The sequence below is a fragment of the Bifidobacterium sp. VU/mBH4 (B4) genome (assembly GCF_058199535.1).
Map to the genome: position 1 here is coordinate 25,034 of NZ_JBVPQJ010000006.1, position 17,410 is coordinate 42,443.

Here is a 17,410-nt window from a genome sequence, read left to right on the forward strand (position 1 = left end):
TGACCGAAGAATCACACAAATGGATAGCTTACCATAGTGTCCTCTCAAGTCAATCTCGGCGGCGTCGCGTCGCGTCTTGGCGGAAGAATGGGGGTCATGAGGCGGAAACGGCGTGCGGAACCAGTCCGGTCAGAGCAGCTGGAGGTCGGTGGTGAGACGGTTCTGGTCATCAGGAAGCGGATCGCCAACGTCTATCTGCGGGTCAAGCCGCCTGACGGCCATCTGGAAGTGACGGCGCCTCTAAACTTGGGCGATGACCAGATTCGTGCCTTTATCGACGGCAAGCACCGCTGGATTGCAACCACTAGAGAACGTCTGGCCCGTTCGCGCGATGTCTATGCCCAACCCGGAGCCGATGATCAGCTGTCGCCAGGACGATCCGAGGCCGAAGCCAAAAGAATTCTCCAAGAAAGGCTGCCGACTCTGCTGGATCGCTGGGTCCCCGTGGTGGGTCGTCGGCCCGAGCGCATCAGTCTGCGGAAGATGAAAACCCGCTGGGGCTCCTGCACCCCTGCCACTGCCAGCATCCGGCTCAACACCGACCTGGCTTGGCTGGCTCCTGACCTGCTGGAGTATGTGCTGGTTCACGAACTGACCCACCTCTATGAGCATGGCCACGGCCCCGGCTTCCGCGCGCGGATGGATCGCTATATGCCTGACTGGACCGAGCGCCGTCGTCGACTCAACCGCTATCTGGCTTTGTGACCCCAGAAGCTTAGACATCTGAAGCTATGACTCCCAGAGCCATGATTTCCGGAGCCATCAACTCCGCATGATTTCTGAACTTGTGCAATGCGCGCTTGTGAAGTATGAACCTAGGGCATCATCCGTGCTGGTGATTTCCGAATTCGAACCCTCGCTAGACCCTCTGATACGAAGCTGGAATGGTTTTTGATGTGTCCTGCCTATCCTGATCTAACCTGACTATGGGGCCTGATTCAGACCGATCTGACTTTGATCTGTTCTAACTCGGATCTGTTCTAACTCAACCCGATCTTGCTTTGATTCGTTCCGACCCTGCTCAAGGTTGGTTTACTCCACCACATTTGTCATCGAAGACCGATGGAAGACTGCCGCCGCCCCTGCTGGTGCGCTAGCGTTGAGGAAGAGGGGTGGCACTGCAGCAGCTAGGGCAGGCTCCCTGAGGCCCGGAGGCGCGTGTGGAGCTGATCCGGGGCAATTGATCATGAAGGAGCGGATGAAATGACGGAATCCAAGAAGACGATCAAGCGTGCTGTGGTTACCGGCGCCTCCAGCGGCATCGGTCAGGCCAGTGTGCGGGCCTTGGTAGACAAGGGCTGGAAGGTGGTCGGCCTGGCCCGGCGCGAAGACAATCTCAAGACCCTGGCTGATCAGCTGGGCCAGAACTTCACCTATGAGGTCTGCGACGTGACTGACGAGGACTCTACCCAGGAGGCCGTTGATGCCGTGCTCAAGGACGGGCCGGTCAAGGCTCTGGTCAATTGCGCCGGCGCGGCCTTCGGCAAGGATCCGGTGGCTACCTCCAGCCTGGACGATTGGCGCGGCATGTACGAGCTGAACGTCATCGGCACCTTGCGGGTCATCCAGAAACTGCTCCCGGCCCTGAAAGAGTCGGAGGGCACGGTCCTGGTCATCTCCTCGACCGCAGGCATCGAGCCCTACGAGGGCGGCGGCGGATACTGCGCTTCCAAGGCGGCGGAACGGGTTATGGCCCGCATTCTGCGGCTGGAGCTGATCGGTCAGCCGGTGCGTGTGGTCGACATTGCCCCGGGCCTGGTCCACACCGACGAGTTCTCCCTGAAGCGGTTCGGCGGGGATAGCGACCGGGCTGATGCGGTCTACGCCGGGGTACCCGACCCGCTGACCGCCGATGACATCGCTGGATGCGTCACCTGGGCCCTGGAGCAGCCTGACACTGTGGACATTGACCAGATTGTGGTCCGTCCTCGTGCCGAGGGCTCATACACCAAGCTTTACCGTCGCAGCTGAGCCTGGTAAGGGACCGATTCTGTCAAAAACCGATTCTGGCAGGAACAGAGTTTGGCAGGTTGATTCCGGCAGGAACCGGGTCTGGCGGAGGTTGGGTCTTGGCAGCTGAGCCTATGTGCGCCTGGCGGAACGTAGTCGACCGGCGATTGTGCCCACGGCCACGATTAGCACAGACAGGATCGACCCTGCCAGCACGCCCAAAAGAGCTGACTCCAGGTGCGGGGATCCGGCGAAGGCCAGGTTGGCGATCAAGAAAGACATGGTGAAGCCGATTCCACAGAGCTGGCAGAGGCCGATCATGTTCCCGGTCGTAGAGCCGGCAGGCCGCCGCAGCCCTAGATGACCTGCCAGGATCACCATGGTCAGGATTCCCAGGGGTTTGCCCAAGGCCAGTCCCAGCGTGGCGCCCCAAAAGACCCGGTCCGTCAGCAGTCCGGGTCCCAGCTGATCCAGGGAGATGGACAGCGAGAAGAAGGCGAACACGGGCAGAACCACCAGGGCGCTCAAGGGCGTCAGCAGGCGATCCAACTGTTCGGCAGGCGATGATGTCTGGACGTGGCTCGGCTCAATCCCTGCTGTCTCGGTCCCGGATGGTTCTGCTTCGTTCGACCTGGCAACAGGGGTCAAGAGGCCCATTGCCACTCCCGCCAGCACGGGGTGGATTCCAGCCTTGAAGAGGCCATGCCAGGCCAGCAGACCGCCGGCAAGGGCGCCCAGCAGGAACAGCGGCATCAAGGGTCGCCAAATCTGAGCGGAACGGCTCGCCGCTCGGACCAGCAAGGCCCAGACCACTAGGCCGACCAGGCAGACAAGCAGCCAGCTCGGTTGTCCCAAGCTGGAGTAGCCCAGGGCGATCAGCAGGACGCCGATCAGGTCGTCGAAGATGGCCAGAGTCATCAAAAAGGCCTGCAGGGCAGGCCCGGCCTTGGGCAGGAGCAGTTGCAGAGCCGCCAGGGAGAAGGCTACATCGGTGGCCGTTGGGACAGCCCAGCCGCGTAACCCGGCAGGGGAGCCCAGGTTGAACAGGCAGTAGATCAGGATCGGAACGGCCACACCGCCCAGAGCGGCCAGCATGGGCAGCAGGACCTGCCTGTGGTCGCGCAGAGTGCCCGTGGCAGCCTCCTGGCGCAGGTCAAGGCCCATGGTCAGGAAGAATATGGTCAACAGCCCATCCTGTATCCAATCCTTCAGGGACAGGTTCAGTCCACCGGGCAGGTCCAGAGGAATCCAAGCGGCAAGAGCGTTCAGCCCCGGCCCGGTCTCTGGCAGATTGGCCAGGATCAGCCCGGCCAGGGCGCAGGCCATCATGAATAGCCCGGTGATCCGATCGTTTTCAGCCAGCGACGACAGGGCGGCGAAGAAGGTTGAAGGATGGAATCGGTTGTGCTGGCCCCTGTCAGGTCCGCCTTGCCCACGCTGTGGATTTGATGGTTGGGCATTTGATGGCTTGGAATTCTGCTGCGAATTCGAATCGTCGCAATCCTGACGACGTGGATTGACAGAGAATGTTGGGAATGTAGGCGTGGGCGGCATGATGCTCCTGGTCGGGCGGGTAGGGTTCGGTCTTCCATGGCCGACCAGTCTTCCCGGCATGAAGCGGCGCCCGGCCGTTTCCCAGATGTCAATTCTATCCTGAAGCCCAGCAGTCTATCTCGGTCAGAGAAAATGCCAGCGGCCCCGCACCTTTTACGATGCAGGGCCGCTGGCATACCGCCTATCGGAGGCGGCGATGAGCTCTCAGAACTCAGTAACTCAGTAACTCAGAACAGGTGGCTGCGCATGAACCACTGGAAGTGCTCAAGCTCCTGCACGTGGTCCTGAAGAATGTTGGAGCTGACGATGTCCAGGTCGTCCAGCTCCTTGATGGCCTCACGGTCGCGCTTAATGAAGGTGGTGTAGTAGGTGTCCAGGGCCTTCAGGTAGTCCAGAGCATCCTGGCGCCCGGTCATGGTGATGCCATCCCAGTCGCGGTTCTTCATGATGTCGTCGGGCCGTCCGGCGGGGGAGCCGCCCAGGGTGGCGATGCGCTCAGCGGTCTCGTCGGCCATGTTCAGCACCGAATCGACCTCGGGGTCCATCATCTCGTGGATGCCGATGAATTCCTTGCCCTTCATGTTCCAATGGGCGTGCTTAAGGATCAGGGCAGTCTCCTGTTCCTGGCTCAGACGGCTCTGCAGGATGGCGATGACCTTCTCGCTGGTCGCTTCGTCGAGTCCCGGTACGGTAAAGTTCAATGCCATAATCGCTCCTTAAATGTGAAATTATGCCTGCGGTCGGGTCGGCCCGACCATGTACCTCCAGACTAGAGGAAAACGCAAGGAAACGCTTGGATTTTGCGGGAATCAACCAGTGAAATCATTCACGTACCATCGGCTACGCTGACAGTCACTTTTCCTTGACTGACGTGTGGCTGGTCACCGGCTGACTGCCAACCGAGCACAGGCCAGAGGATAGCTAGGCTGCGGTCACGGCATCGCCTCGGCCCGCGTCGGATTGGCCGTCTCCGCGGTCGTCATCATCGCTAGCCTGGTCCTCGGCCTCCTGCCGGCGCCTGACTTCGATGGTCTCGATGCGCCGACCGTCCACCTTGGTCACCACCATGTCATACCCGTCGTCGGAGTGGATCACGTCGCCCACCTGCCCCATGCGTCCGGTCTGGGCCAGGAAGTAGCCGGCCAGGGTCTCGTAGGGGCCGTCCTCCAGCTCGATCCCGGTCAGGTCGGCGAAGTCCTCGATGGTCATGCCGCCGTCGACCGTGGCCACCCCGTTGACGAAGGCGGTCGCCTGGGGATGGGCCGGGTTCTGCTCCTCTGGCAGGTCGTACTCGTCGCGGATGTCGCCCACCAGCTCCTCGGTCATGTCCTCCAGGGTGACGATGCCGTCGGTGCCCCCGTACTCGTCGATGACCACGGCCAGGTGGATGCCCTTCTTGCGCAGCTTCTCCAGGCTGGGCAGGAGCTTGGAGGTGCCTGGCAGGGCGATGCCGGGCCTGGTCACGTCGGCCACGGTCTTGGCATGGGGGTTGCGCACGTCCATCAGGTCGCGCACGTGGACGAAGCCCAGCACGTCGTCGAAGTCGCGGCCGGTCACCGGGTAGCGCGAGTAGGGCTCGTCGTGCACGAATTCGACCGCCTCCTGCAGCGGCATGTCCCCGGCGATGAAGACCACGTCGGCCCGGGGGCGCATGACCTCGGCCACGCTGGTCTCGGAGGCATCGAAGACGTCGCCTAGGATCATCCGCTCGTCCTTGCTCAGGTTGGTGTTGGAGGAGACCAGCATCCGCAGCTCGTCGTCGCTGACCTCGGTGTCGGTCTGCTGGGGGTCGAAGCCCAGGATGCGCACGATGAGGTTGGTGTTCTTGCCGATCAGCCAGATCAGCGGCCTGCACAGGGTGGTGAAGACGTCGATGGCCGGAACGACGGCCCGGGCGATGACCTCGGTGCGCTGCATGGCGATCCGCTTGGGCACCAGCTCGGAGATGACGATGGAGCAGTAGGAGATGATCAGTGTCAGAATCACCGTGGTCAGAGTGCCGGCCAAACCCTCGTGCACGCCCCACCCGGTCAGGACGGGCACCACGTAGGGGGCGATGGATGATGCGCCGAAGGAGGCTGAGAGGAAGCCCGTCAGCGTCACACCGATCTGTACGGCGGAAAGAAAGGTGTTGGGGTCGCGGGCGATGCGGGCCACCCGGGCTCCGCGCGCGTCCTGCTGCTCCATCTGCTCCAGCTGCGAGCCTCGCAGGGAGACCAGCGCCAGCTCAGTCCCCGAGAAGACGGAACCGAGAAGGAGGAAGAAGAGAATGAGCAGGATGTTCAGCCATAATGCCATGCCTTCAATGCTAGGGTATGGACGCCCCATGTGCCCTATGTCACACCCAAGCGGTGAACAGCCGTCTTCCCCATACAGCGCTACCTGACTAGCATGAAACACGGAAGCAGGTTCGGCTCCAAGCCGGCATTCCCAACGCTCCCGAAAGGATTTTTCATGTCACAGCTTCAGCACGAATTGACTGAGTTCACCACGCAGGCCTACCAGGATAACAAGACCTTCTCGGTCTCCAAGAAGGATCTGCTGGGCCACTGGTCGCTGCTCTTCTTCTACCCTGCGGACTTCAGCTTCGTCTGCCCCACCGAGCTGGAGGACCTGGCCAGCAAGTACGAGGACTTCAAGAAGATCGGCTGCGAGATCTACTCCGTCTCCTGCGACACCGAGTTCGTCCACAAGGCCTGGCACGAGGCCAACGAGAAGATCGCCAAGGTCCAGTACCCCATGCTGGCCGATCCGACTGCAACCCTGGCCAAGGACCTGCAGACCTACAACGAGGCCGAGGGCAAGGCCGAGCGCGGCGACTTCATTCTGACCCCTGAGGGCAAGGTCGTGGCCTACGAGGTCATCTCCTCCAACGTGGGCCGCAACGCCGACGAGCTGCTGCGCCGCGTCCAGGCCTCCCAGTTCGTCTACGAGCACGGCGATCAGGTCTGCCCTGCCAAGTGGGAGCCCGGCGAGGACACCATCGAGCCCAGCCTGGATCTGGTCGGCCAGCTCTGATCCGCAGCTGCCAACATCGGGAACTCGCCGATCGGAAGCGACCAGGGCGGGTTCCCTTTTCTGTATTCACGACCAGCATCCAACACCAGCACATCCGTGCATTCCTTCGGAAGAGGCATTCATGACGGAAGACAAGAATCTTTATGACGTGGTCGTCATCGGCGGCGGCCCTGCAGGCCTGAGCGCAGGACTCTACCTGGCCCGGGCGCGGTATCGCACCCTGATCCTGGAGAAGGACGACTTCGGTGGCCAGATCACCATCACGGCCGACGTGGTCAACTACCCGGGCGTGGCCAGCACCGACGGCCGCAAGCTGACCGAGACCATGCGCCAGCAGGCCCAGAACTTCGGAGCCGAGTTCATGAGCGCCGAGGCCACGGGCATCGAGGCCCAGGGCGACATCAAGGTGGTCCACACCTCCCGGGGCGACCTGCGCACCTTCGGCATCCTGATCGCCACCGGCGCCAGCCCCCGCAAGATCGGCTTCCAGGGGGAGCAGGAGTACGCGGGCCGCGGTGTGGCCTACTGCGCCACCTGCGACGGCGAGTTCTTCACCGGGCGTGAGGTCCTGGTGGTAGGCGGCGGGTTCGCGGCAGCCGAGGAGTCGGTCTTCCTGACCAAGTACGCCACCAAGGTGACCCTGCTGGTGCGCGAGGAGGACTTCACCTGCGACGCCGCCGTGGCTGACGAGGCCCGGAACAACGACAAGATCGAAATCCATTACTCCACCGAGCTCAAGGGGGTCTCTGCAGGCCCCGGCGGACTGGTCGAGGCCACTCTTCTGGACCGCAAGAGCGGACAGACCACCACCTGGAAGCCCCAGGACGGCGGCACCTTCGGCGTCTTCGTCTTCGCCGGCTACGTGCCCCAGACCGGCATGCTCAAGGGCGTGGTGGATCTGGACGACCACGGCTATGTGCTGACCCACGGCTACCTGGAGACCTCGGTGCCCGGCATCTACGCCGCCGGGGATCTGCGGGTCAAGAACCTGCGCCAGGTCATCACCGCCACCTCCGATGGTGCTGTGGCCGCCGTGGAGCTGGAGCGCTACGCCTCCAATATGTCGGACAAGACCGGTCTGGTGCCGCCGCGGCCCGACGATTCCCCCTACGCCCGCTCCGAGCGGCAGGCCGAGAACTCCGCACTGGCCTCGGGTACCTCGCCCGCGCCTGTGGCCCAGGAGCACGACCAGGCCCCGGCCAAGACCTCCGGCTTCTTCGGGCCGGACATCCGCAAGCAGCTGGACATGGTCTTCGGCAAGATGACCGGAAAGCTGGAGCTGGCCCTGGACCTGGACGGCAGCCAGGTCTCCAAGGAGCTGGAGGCCTTCGTGGACGAGCTGGTCGGGCTCTCCGACGGCAAGCTGACCTCCAGGGTCGACTCCCGCACGGATGAGGACGGCAAGGATTACGATCCCGCTGGCGACCTGCCCGATGCCCGCCCCAGCGTGCGCATCTGCCGCGTGGTCGACCAGGGCGTCTCCCAGCCGACCGGGCTGGCCTTCCATGGCGTGCCCAGCGGCCACGAGTTCAACTCCTTCGTCCTGGCCCTCTACAATGCGGCGGGCCCCGGCCAGCAGGTGGATCAGCCCACCTCGGACCGGATCGATGCCATCAAGGACCAGGTGGACGTGATGATGCTGGTCTCCCTGACCTGCACCATGTGTCCGACCACGGTCCTGTCCGCACAGCGGGTGGCGGCCCAGAACGGCAAGGTGCGCGCCGAGGCCTACGACCTGGCCCACTTCCCCGAGCTCAAGGACCAGTACCAGGTCATGAGCGTCCCCTGCATTGTGATCCGCAAGGACGGCCAGGAGACCGTGGAGTTCGGCAAGAAGTCCGTTCCTGAAATGCTGGATCTGATCGGAGCCTGACCCTGGATCCGACCCTGAATAGAGTCTGAAAAGGCGCTGGTGTCACTGCCTTTGTGGCGATGACGCCAGCGCCTTTTTGGTGTATATCGCTGGTCTGCATTGATGAAAATCGATGGATATTATCCACGGTTTGCACCATGCGTTTTATCAGCAGCCGCAGGAGTGACGGATGACCAGATCCGCCTTGATGATCTGCACGTCGGGAACCTGGTCCGGCTCCAAGGCCGCATTGATGGCGCAGGAGGCTATTTTCGCGGTGTCCTGCTGCATGGTGGTCAGCTGAGGCCAGGTGTAGAGGGAGTCGATGGTGCCGTCGAAGGAGACAATGGCCACGTCCTCGGGGATGCGCAGCCCGCGCTCATGCAGGGCTCGAAGAGCGCCCATGGCTTCCATGTCAGAACCGGCGAAAATGGCCTGGGGCGGCTTGCCGCTGTCGATCAGGTCCAAGGTGGCGCGATAGCCGCCCTCGCGTGTGAAGAAGGCCTGGCGGATCCTGCCGGCGGGCAGGTTGGCGTTCTGGTGGGCCGCATACCAGCCCTGGATTCGCGCGTCGCCCCGGTCGTCGGGGGAGCCGCCAAAGAGCATGTCGACGCTGCAGTGCCGGTGCTCGATCAGGTGCTGGGTGGCGGTCAGGCCAGAGTGGAAGAAATCGGTCGACACGCTCTTGGCGTTGGCCACCCGGTGAGGCTGGTCCATGAAGACGAAGCGGCTCTCCTCAAGATGAGCCATGCTCAGCTGTGTGTAGCTGCGCGAGGATGAGAGGAAAATGGCATCGACGTTGCGCTCCAGCAGCTGCCTGATGGACTGCTCCTCCAATTCGGGGTCGCTGCGCACGTTCATGAAGAGGACCGAGTACCCCCGCCGCATGGCCACCGTCTGCAGCTCGTCGTAGATGCCGGCGCTGAAGGGGTTGGACGAATCCGGCACGATGACCCCCAGCATCTTGGAATACCCGGTGCGCAGGGCACGAGCCGTGGGGTTGGGGTGGTAGTTCAGCAGCTTCGCCGCCTCGCGCACCCGCTTGGATGTGTCCGGGGCCACTGCCCTGGGCCCGTTGTTGAAGACGTAGCTGACCACCGCCGTGGAGACGTTGGCCAGCTTGGCCACATCCGTGCGTGTGGCCCTTCTGCGTTGTCGGAGTTTCTTATTGTTTGCAGCCATCAGAGCTCGATCCCATCTGCCTATTCACCAGTCTCAATTCATGCTACCCGGAATATAGAATCTACTCGAATTGATGTTGTTTTCAAACTCCGTTCTACACCGCCATTGACCTGTCCGCACATGCTGGGCTATAGCCGGAAAATCAAGGGAAATGGCACCAAATTTCCAGCCGTTGGGAAAGTCCTTGTCTTCAAAAGCAGCTGTTCAGGCAATCGGCGTCAGATATTTGACAGATGAATCTACTCGTGTATATTAAGAAACACGAATGTGCTCCGGTCTCATGGAACGTGTTCGGCAACGAAGCAACCTACGAAGGAGTGGTTGATGAATAGGATCAAGACGGTGGCGGCGGTCGGCATCTGCTGCGCAATGGCAATAACCTCATTGGCTGCCTGCGGCTCTTCCTCCTCCGGGGGCAAGAAAACCGTGGAATTCATGACCATGCAGTCAACGGGGACCCCCCAGCTCAAGGCTCTTCAGGGCCTGGGCAAGAAGTTCGAAGAAAAGAATCCGGACATCACCATCAAGATGGTTCCGGGCACCAACAACAACGAGAACGACATCAAGGTTCGCCTGGCGGGCCACAATCCTCCGGACATCTGGAACACCCACGGCTGGTCGCGCGACCGGTACGGCAACTTCCTGGAGCCGCTGCAGAACAGGCCCTGGGCCAAGCGGCTCAAGCCGATAGGCAACGAGGTATTCAAGACCAAGGACGGCAAGTTCTACGCCCTGCCCGCCGACATCCAGGTGTCGGGCATCATGTACAACCAGACGGTCATGGATGCGGTCGGCATCGACCCCAAGTCCATCGACACCTGGGACGCCTTTGAGCAGGCCTGCACGAAGCTGAAGGCCGCCGGATACACTCCGCTCATCTCCTCCAACAAGGACGCGGGTCCCAACGGCGACATCGCCGACTACATGCTTCCGGGCATGTATGACGAAAGCCAGCTCAAGGATCTTTCCAAGGGCAAGTTCGATACTGCGGTCTACGAGAAGTACACCTCCAGGGTGGCCAAGTGGGCCAAGGACGGCTGGTTCAATGTGGATTACACCTCCGCCTCCCAGGATGACATCTCCAGGCTGATGGCCCAGGACAAGGCCGGCTTCTCCTTCCGCGCCAACGGTAGCTCCCAGCTGATCGAATCCTACAACCCCAACGTCAAGCTGGGCATGATGCCGGTTCCCGCCGAGGTCGGCAAGCCCTACTTCTCCACCGGCGAGGACACCCTGACCTTCGGCGTCTCCAAGACCAGCAAGAACAAGGACGCGGCGCTGAAGTTCATCGACTTCATGGCCGAGCCTGAAAACCTGCAGAAGCTGGTCGACGTGAGCATGAACGATTCGGCCCTGACCGGCGTCAAGTCCGCACTGGGGCAGTTCGAGCCGACCTACAACTACTGGGTGAACGAGAAGAAGACCAAGCTGGTCCCCTTCTTCGACCGCAAGTACCTGCCCAACGGCATGTACAACACCTTGGCCAAGTCGACCGACGGTCTGCTGACCGGTCAGCTGACTGCACAGGCCGCTGCGGATCAGGTCAAGACCTCCTTCAACAGCCTGTATGGCCAGAAGTCTTCCTGATTAGTCGACCAAGAGGAGTCGAGTCATGACAGATAGTCGCTCAGGGGCGATTCCTTCGCAGGACACCCAATCCGGATCACCGTTACATGGGGATGGCAGGGATGCATCCGTTGGCCACGGCAGGGGTCCCTCCCCGCGTCGTCGCCGCTTCAGGGGTGCCTCGATCAATCTCTTCTATCTTCCTGCCGTCATCCTCCTGGTGGTCTTCATCATCTATCCGCTCCTGTCGGGGATCGGGCTTTCCCTGACCAACTGGGACGGGTACAACGACGCCAAGTCCTTCGTGGGGCTGGCCAACTACAAGCAGATGCTGACTGACACCAACTTCAAGCAGGTGGTCATCAACACCTTCATCTACGGCATCGGCAGCACAGTGCTCCAGCAGATCCTGGGCTTGGCTCTGGCGCTGCTGCTGAACGCCAAGATCAAGGGGCGCACCCTGATCAGGGCCATCATCTACCTGCCCGCTCTGGTGGCCCCGGTCATCATGGGCATCATGTACTACTTCGTCTTCCAGTACCAGCAGGGCGCTCTGAACGCCGTCATGACGGCACTGGGTCTGCACAAGGTGGCCTGGTTCAACAATGCGGGATTCTCGGTCTGCATCATCGTGCTGGTGAATTCCATCCAGTTCGTCGGCGTCTCCATGATCATCTACCTGGCCGGTCTGCAGACCATGGACCAGGAGGTCGTCGAGGCCGCCGAGGTCGATGGGGCATCCGGCTGGAAGAAGTTCTGGAACATCACCCTGCCGCTCCTGTCGCCCGCCTTCACGACCAGCGTGGTCCTGAACCTGATCGGAGGACTGAAGCTCTACGACATGGTCAAGGTGCTGACAGGCGGCGGCCCCGGGTATGCCACCAACTCCATCTCGACCTATATCGGCACGATCTACTTCGACAACCAGGCGGCCGGGTATGCCTCGGCCATCGGGGTCTTCCTCTTCGTCCTGATTGCCATCGTGACCTGGCTGGTCAACAAGGGACTGGCCAAGCTGGATTGGGAGGCCTGACATGGCTAGCAAGAACAAGAATGCGATGACCCCTGCCGAGCGGTCATACCAGCGTGGGCGCTGGGCCATCTACCTCTTCCTGGTCATCGTCTGCCTCTGCCAGCTCCTGCCCTTCTACCTGGCGATCACCACCTCGCTCAAGCCCTCGGATGATCTGAGCTCGGCTCTGAGCATGCGCACCCACGACATGGCATGGTCCAACTGGACCGAGGCCGTCAATGAGGGCGGCATCCTCAAATCCGTGCTCAACAGCGTGGTGGTGACCGTGGGGACGACGGCCCTGGTCTGCGTCCTGGGAGCGGCTGCGGCCTACCCCCTGGCTCGGCGCCTGACCCGGTTCAACAAGCTGGTCTCGGCCTTCATCCTCTCCATGATGATGATTCCGCCCCTGAGCATTCTGGTCCCCCTCTATTCCTTCCTGGTGAAGATCGGCGGGGTGAATAACTACTGGGGCATCATCGCGGTGCTGACGGCCACCAACCTGCCTCTGTCGGTCTTCCTCTACACGGCCTTCATCAAGGCCATACCCCCGGCGATCGACGAGGCCGGCGAGCTGGACGGAGCCAACAAGCTCCAGGTCTTCATGCGCCTGGTCCTGCCCATGCTCAAGCCGGTGACGGCGACCGTGGTCATCATGACCGGCTCGACAGTATGGAACGACTACGCCCTGTCCAGCTACATCCTGACCGACCCCTCGGCCCAGACCATCGCCCCGCGCGTGGCCTCCTTCTTCTCGGCCAATACCAACAATCTGGGCGTCGCCGCAGCGGCATCCCTGATTGCGGCAGCCCCCATGGTGGTCGCCTACATGTTCCTGCAAAAGTACTTCATTGCAGGGATGGTGGCCGGAGCAGTCAAGTAGTCTATCAATCAGGAGCCGCCCAACTGCAGTGGGCTGGGCGGCTCACTGGTTCATCAAGCATCGTTGTTTTTGCACATTTGTGCCGTAGTTACTAAAGGATTTTTCATGCTCTTTCCACAGCCGGTCCATTCTGATCAGCCATTCACCTATATGGCCCTGGGGCCCATTACGCCGGGTGCCGATATTCCTGACATCAGGGGGCTCTATGCGGGTCCCGACCTGGATGGCTTGGAACAGACCCCCTCCTGGACCTCGACCCATTCGCCCCTGCTGCTGGAGCATGCACAGAACACCTACCTGCATCCGGGCCTGACCGGGCATCGGATCGCCCAAGGCCCCGAAGGCATCCAGGCCGGGCGTTCCTGGTCGCCCCGTTTCCTGGTGGAAGGCCAGACCGAGCAGACCGCCGACTCGCTGACCATCAAGGCCCGTGACGAGGATGCCCAGCTTGGGTTGGAGACCAGAGTGGAGGCCATGGCCGGCGGCTCCCTGCGGATTCGCCACACCCTGCGCAACCTGGGCGCCGACCCCTTCCTGCTGGAGGGTCTGGAGGTCCGCCTGCCCTTGGACGACCAGCAGACCCAGATTCTGGACTTCGCCGGCAGGCACGAGCGTGAGCGCAGCCCCCAGCGCCACGACCTGGCCGACGGGGCCTGGGTGCGCGAGTTCCGCTGGGGCCGCACCGGCTTCGAGGGGCCCGTGGTCATGGTGGGCACCCCCGGCTTCGACTTCCATCACGGCAGGGTGCTCTGCGTTCAGCCGGCCTGGAGCGGGAACACCGTGCTCCGGGTGGACCGGAACAGCGCCACCCCGGCCGGCGTCAGCGCTGGCGAGCTCCTCCTGCCCGGCGAAGTGGTCCTGGACCAGGGACAGGAGTACAGCACGCCCTGGATCGTGGCCACGGCCTCCGACCATGGCATGGATCCGATCATGAACAGCCTGCACGCCTGGGAGCGCACCCTGCCCGAGCATCCGCGCGAGCAGCCGGTCATCCTGAACGTCTGGGAGGCCATCACCTTCAATCACGACTTCGACACCCTGCGCGACCTGGCCGACCGGGCCGCACGCATCGGGGTGGAGCGGCTCGTTCTGGATGACGGTTGGTTCCACCTGCGCCGGGACGACACGGCTGGTCTGGGCGACTGGTGGGTGGACCCGGCGGTCTGGCCCCAGGGTCTGGAGCCTTTAGTTGATTATGTCCATAAATTGGGGATGCAGTTCGGCCTCTGGTTCGAGCCGGAGATGATCAACCCGGATTCGGACGCCTTCCGCGACCATCCTGAGTGGGTCATGAGGGCATCCTCCAGAAACCCGGAGCTGCAGCGCAACCAGCTGGTCCTGGACCTGACCAACCCCCAGGCCTTCAACCACGTGCTGGAGGCCATGACCAAGGTCCTGGAGTCCTGCCAAATCGACTACGTCAAGTGGGACCACAACCGCGACCTGCTTGAGGCCGGTTCCCAGGCCCACGGCGGCGCGCCGGCCATCCACGAGCAGACCCTGGCCTACTACCGCCTGCTGGACGCCCTCCGCGCTCGCTTCCCCAAGGTGGAGTGGGAATCCTGCGCCTCGGGCGGCGGCCGCATCGACCTGGGTGTGATCGAGAAGATCCGCCGCTTCTGGAACTCCGACATGACCGACGCCCTGAGCAGGCAGCTGATCCAGCGCTGGACCGAGCAGACCGTGGCTCCCGAGTACATCGGCGCCCACATCTCCCAGCCCTCCTCCCAGCAGACCGGCAGAACCTACAGCCTGGATTTCCGGGCGGCCACGGCCGTCTTCGGGTCCATGGGCATCGAGTGGGACATCCGCCAGGCCAGCGAGGAGGACTTGGAGCGACTCAAGGAATGGATCACCTGGTACAAGGCCAATCGGAGCTTCCTCCACTCCGGCCGCGTGGTTCGCCTGGACCTGGCCGACCCCTCGGTCCTGGCCCATGGCGTGGTGGCCCCCGACCGCAGTCGTGCCATCATGGCCCACGTCCAGTTGGATGAATCCCTGCATAATCGTGGTGTTTATCTACGTATTCCCGGCCTGGACCCCAAGGCCCGATATCGGCTGGCCTGGACTGGCCCCGCTAAGCCCAGAGCCTCGCTGGAGCACTTGGATCCGACAGGTCCACTAGGCGACGCCGAGGTCACCGGCACCTATCTGGAGCGCGTGGGCATCCGCATACCCCGCTGCCAGCCCGAGACCATCCGCCTGATCGATTTGGTCCGGGTCTGACCTATCGCCATCTGTTACACCGCAGGGATGAAGGAGCACTGAATCATGAACCCAACCAGCCTCAGCCTGGGAGAGCCGGACTGGATCACGCTGACCACCGATGCCGACAGGGAGACCGCGCCCGCAGGCAGGCCCTTCGGCACAGCCCCCGATGCGAGGGTCAGCCTCAAGGGTGAATCCGCTCTGACGGTCAGCCTGACCGCCGGCTCCACCCCCATCCGGTCCCTGGCCCTGCGCTGGACCAGGCCCATGCCCGCCGACGACCTCTACTTGGGCGATGCCTGGGAGCGTGGCTACGGCCGCATGGGTTTCCAGACCATGCGCGCCAACCGGTTCATGCCCTGGTACTTCCTGGCGGCGGGTCAGGAGCAGGCCGAGGGGTACGGGGTGGCCACCGGCGCCAACGCCTTCTGCTTCTGGCAGGTCGATACGGCCGGCATCACCCTTTTCATGGACCTGCGCAACGGCGGCAGTGGTCTGGTGCTGGACGGGCGGCAGCTTGAAGCGGCCACCATCATCTGCCTGCAGTATCCGCTCCAGGAGCGGGCTGGCGGTCCGGTCTTTGCTGTGGCCAGTGACTTCTGCTCCCGGATCAGCCGCAAGGGCCTTATGCCCCCTGAGCCGGTCTACGGGAGCAACAACTGGTACTACGCCTACGGGGACTCCAGCCGTTCCCGGATTCTTGCCGATGCCGAGTATCTGGCCGACCTGACCCAGGGCAACGCCCACCGTCCCACCATGGTTGTGGACGACGGCTGGCAGGACCACCACCGGCTTGAGGACTACAACGGCGGCCCCTGGCGGCGTGGCAACCAGAAGTTCGGCGACATGGGCGCCCTGGCCGACCAGATCAAGGCCATGGGCATCAAGCCTGGCATCTGGTACCGCCCGCTCCTCAACGAGGACGAGGCCATTGCCGACCGGTTCAGGCTCCCGCACAACGGATGCCTGGACCCCTCGAACCCGCAGGCCCTGGACTACATCCGCCAGGACATCGCCCAGCTGGGGGAGTGGGGCTACCAGCTGGTCAAGCATGATTTCAGCACCTTCGACCTGCTGGGCAGGTGGGGCTTCCAGATGAATCCCTGGCCCAGCCCGGACGGCTGGCACTTCTACGACCGGAGCCTGACCAGCGCCCAGGTGGTCAAACAGCTTTACCGGGCCATCTTCGAGCAGGCCACCGAGGCCGGGATGCTGGTTCAGGGATGCAATGTGGTCGGTCACCTGGGCGTCGGCTTCATGCAGATCAACCGGACCGGCGACGACACCAGCGGCCTGCAGTGGGAACGGACCAGGCAGATCGGGGTCAACACCCTGGCCTTCCGCCTGCCCCAGAACGGGAGCTTCTACGCCACCGACGCCGACTGCGTGGGCATATCCGACTCAATCGACTGGGAGCTCAACCGCCAGTGGATGGATCTCTTGGCGCGGACCGGCACTCCGCTCTTCTTTTCGGCCCGCCCCGGCAGCCTGACCGCCGACCAGGAGGACCAGCTCAGGCAGGCGCTGGCCCTGGCCTCCACTGGTGGCGTCCATGCCATTCCCTCGGACTGGCTGGTCAACGACTGCCCTGAGATCTGGACTGACGACGGCGGCACCCGCCGATACTCCTGGTATCAGTCGGCTGGCCTGGAGTTTTCGGACAAGCCCGAGCGCTACGACGGGTACCTTTCCGCCGTTTAGAAGTAGATGGCGACCGTGCTCGGTTGGGATGGGCACAGCCGCCAGTTCGCCGGATTGCAGTGATGGGAACCCGGCCTTACTCGTGCGAAGTACAGTGGGGAATATCCGATAATGCCATTTACAGAGCCTCCCAAGAACTCTGCCGACTGTCTCCCCAACAGACGGTGCATGTCATCCGTTTCTGCGTCTTTGTACAGTGATACAACCCTATCATCGCGCAATGACTATGACAGCCTGATCCAGTGTCGGCGGAACTTATGATTGACGGGATGAGTAAACAGCGGCCGGGCTGGCTGGGGGCTGTTAAGCCTCCTGGCCGGTCTGGCCGTGTTTCCTCCTCTCCCAAACAGAGGCGGGGGCGTGCATGCCTGCCCTCGGCTTCTGCCTGCAGAAGTGTGGTGGGGGCGCGGGAGGAGGTGTCGGCTCTCTTGGGGTTGAGCCTTGTGTGGCACTCGTCCTCCCTGCTCCCCCTTGATGGGCCGGG

General features: G+C 62.7%; 13 protein-coding genes. 9 read left to right on the forward strand and 4 right to left on the reverse strand.

Features of this window, described 5'->3' with window-relative positions; all coding sequences use genetic code 11:
- Positions 1–96: 96 nt before the first annotated feature.
- Both AC0AII_RS07430 and AC0AII_RS07435 read left to right on the forward strand, forming a co-directional pair.
- On the forward strand, positions 97–705 hold the full coding sequence (locus AC0AII_RS07430; protein WP_490446675.1) for a M48 family metallopeptidase: 609 nt from the start codon (positions 97–99) through the stop codon (positions 703–705).
- A 498-nt stretch (positions 706–1,203) separates the two neighbouring features.
- Positions 1,204–1,971 carry an SDR family oxidoreductase gene (locus AC0AII_RS07435; protein ID WP_490446676.1) on the forward strand — a complete coding sequence of 256 codons (768 nt, stop codon included), beginning with the start codon at positions 1,204–1,206 and terminating at the stop codon, positions 1,969–1,971.
- A gap of 111 nt (positions 1,972–2,082) precedes the next feature.
- Here AC0AII_RS07435 and AC0AII_RS07440 read toward each other — a convergent pair whose 3' ends face one another.
- From AC0AII_RS07440 to AC0AII_RS07450, 3 genes are all read right to left on the reverse strand, one after another.
- Positions 2,083–3,504 (reverse strand): Na+/H+ antiporter NhaA, encoded by a 1,422-nt coding sequence (locus AC0AII_RS07440; RefSeq protein WP_490446677.1) that lies wholly within the window; start codon positions 3,502–3,504, stop codon positions 2,083–2,085.
- Between the two features lie 227 nt (positions 3,505–3,731).
- Positions 3,732–4,211 (reverse strand): Dps family protein, encoded by a 480-nt coding sequence (locus tag AC0AII_RS07445; protein WP_015021094.1) that lies wholly within the window; start codon positions 4,209–4,211, stop codon positions 3,732–3,734.
- Positions 4,212–4,425: 214 nt separating this feature from the next.
- The gene (locus AC0AII_RS07450; protein ID WP_490446678.1) at positions 4,426–5,802 is read right to left on the reverse strand and encodes a hemolysin family protein; all 1,377 of its coding nucleotides are present in this window, start codon (positions 5,800–5,802) and stop codon (positions 4,426–4,428) included.
- A gap of 156 nt (positions 5,803–5,958) precedes the next feature.
- Here AC0AII_RS07450 and AC0AII_RS07455 point away from each other — a divergent pair, with 156 nt between their 5' ends.
- A complete protein-coding gene (locus AC0AII_RS07455; protein WP_024627523.1) occupies positions 5,959–6,522 on the forward strand; it encodes a redoxin domain-containing protein in 564 nt (187 codons plus the stop codon).
- Positions 6,523–6,643: 121 nt separating this feature from the next.
- Positions 6,644–8,395: an FAD-dependent oxidoreductase gene (locus AC0AII_RS07460; protein WP_490446679.1), complete on the forward strand. Its 1,752-nt coding sequence runs from the start codon at positions 6,644–6,646 to the stop codon at positions 8,393–8,395.
- Between the two features lie 147 nt (positions 8,396–8,542).
- Here AC0AII_RS07460 and AC0AII_RS07465 read toward each other — a convergent pair whose 3' ends face one another.
- Entirely contained in the window at positions 8,543–9,556 is a 1,014-nt protein-coding gene (locus AC0AII_RS07465) for a LacI family DNA-binding transcriptional regulator (RefSeq protein WP_490446680.1), read from the reverse strand.
- Positions 9,557–9,880: 324 nt separating this feature from the next.
- On the opposite strand from AC0AII_RS07465, the gene AC0AII_RS07470 reads away from it, so the two are divergent.
- The 5 genes from AC0AII_RS07470 (at position 9,881) to AC0AII_RS07490 (ending at position 16,926) form a co-directional block, all read left to right on the forward strand.
- Positions 9,881–11,143, forward strand: a complete 1,263-nt coding sequence (locus AC0AII_RS07470) for an ABC transporter substrate-binding protein (protein ID WP_490446681.1) — start codon at positions 9,881–9,883, stop codon at positions 11,141–11,143.
- A 25-nt stretch (positions 11,144–11,168) separates the two neighbouring features.
- Positions 11,169–12,155: a carbohydrate ABC transporter permease gene (locus tag AC0AII_RS07475; protein WP_313842313.1), complete on the forward strand. Its 987-nt coding sequence runs from the start codon at positions 11,169–11,171 to the stop codon at positions 12,153–12,155.
- Between the two features lies 1 nt (position 12,156).
- Complete coding sequence (locus AC0AII_RS07480; RefSeq protein WP_313837592.1) at positions 12,157–13,017, forward strand: carbohydrate ABC transporter permease; 861 nt, start codon at positions 12,157–12,159, stop codon at positions 13,015–13,017.
- 105 nt (positions 13,018–13,122) lie between these two features.
- The gene (locus AC0AII_RS07485) at positions 13,123–15,243 is read left to right on the forward strand and encodes an alpha-galactosidase (RefSeq protein WP_490446682.1); all 2,121 of its coding nucleotides are present in this window, start codon (positions 13,123–13,125) and stop codon (positions 15,241–15,243) included.
- A 45-nt stretch (positions 15,244–15,288) separates the two neighbouring features.
- Positions 15,289–16,926, forward strand: coding sequence for a glycoside hydrolase family 36 protein (locus tag AC0AII_RS07490; protein ID WP_490446683.1), 1,638 nt, complete (start codon positions 15,289–15,291; stop codon positions 16,924–16,926).
- Positions 16,927–17,410 lie beyond the last annotated feature (484 nt).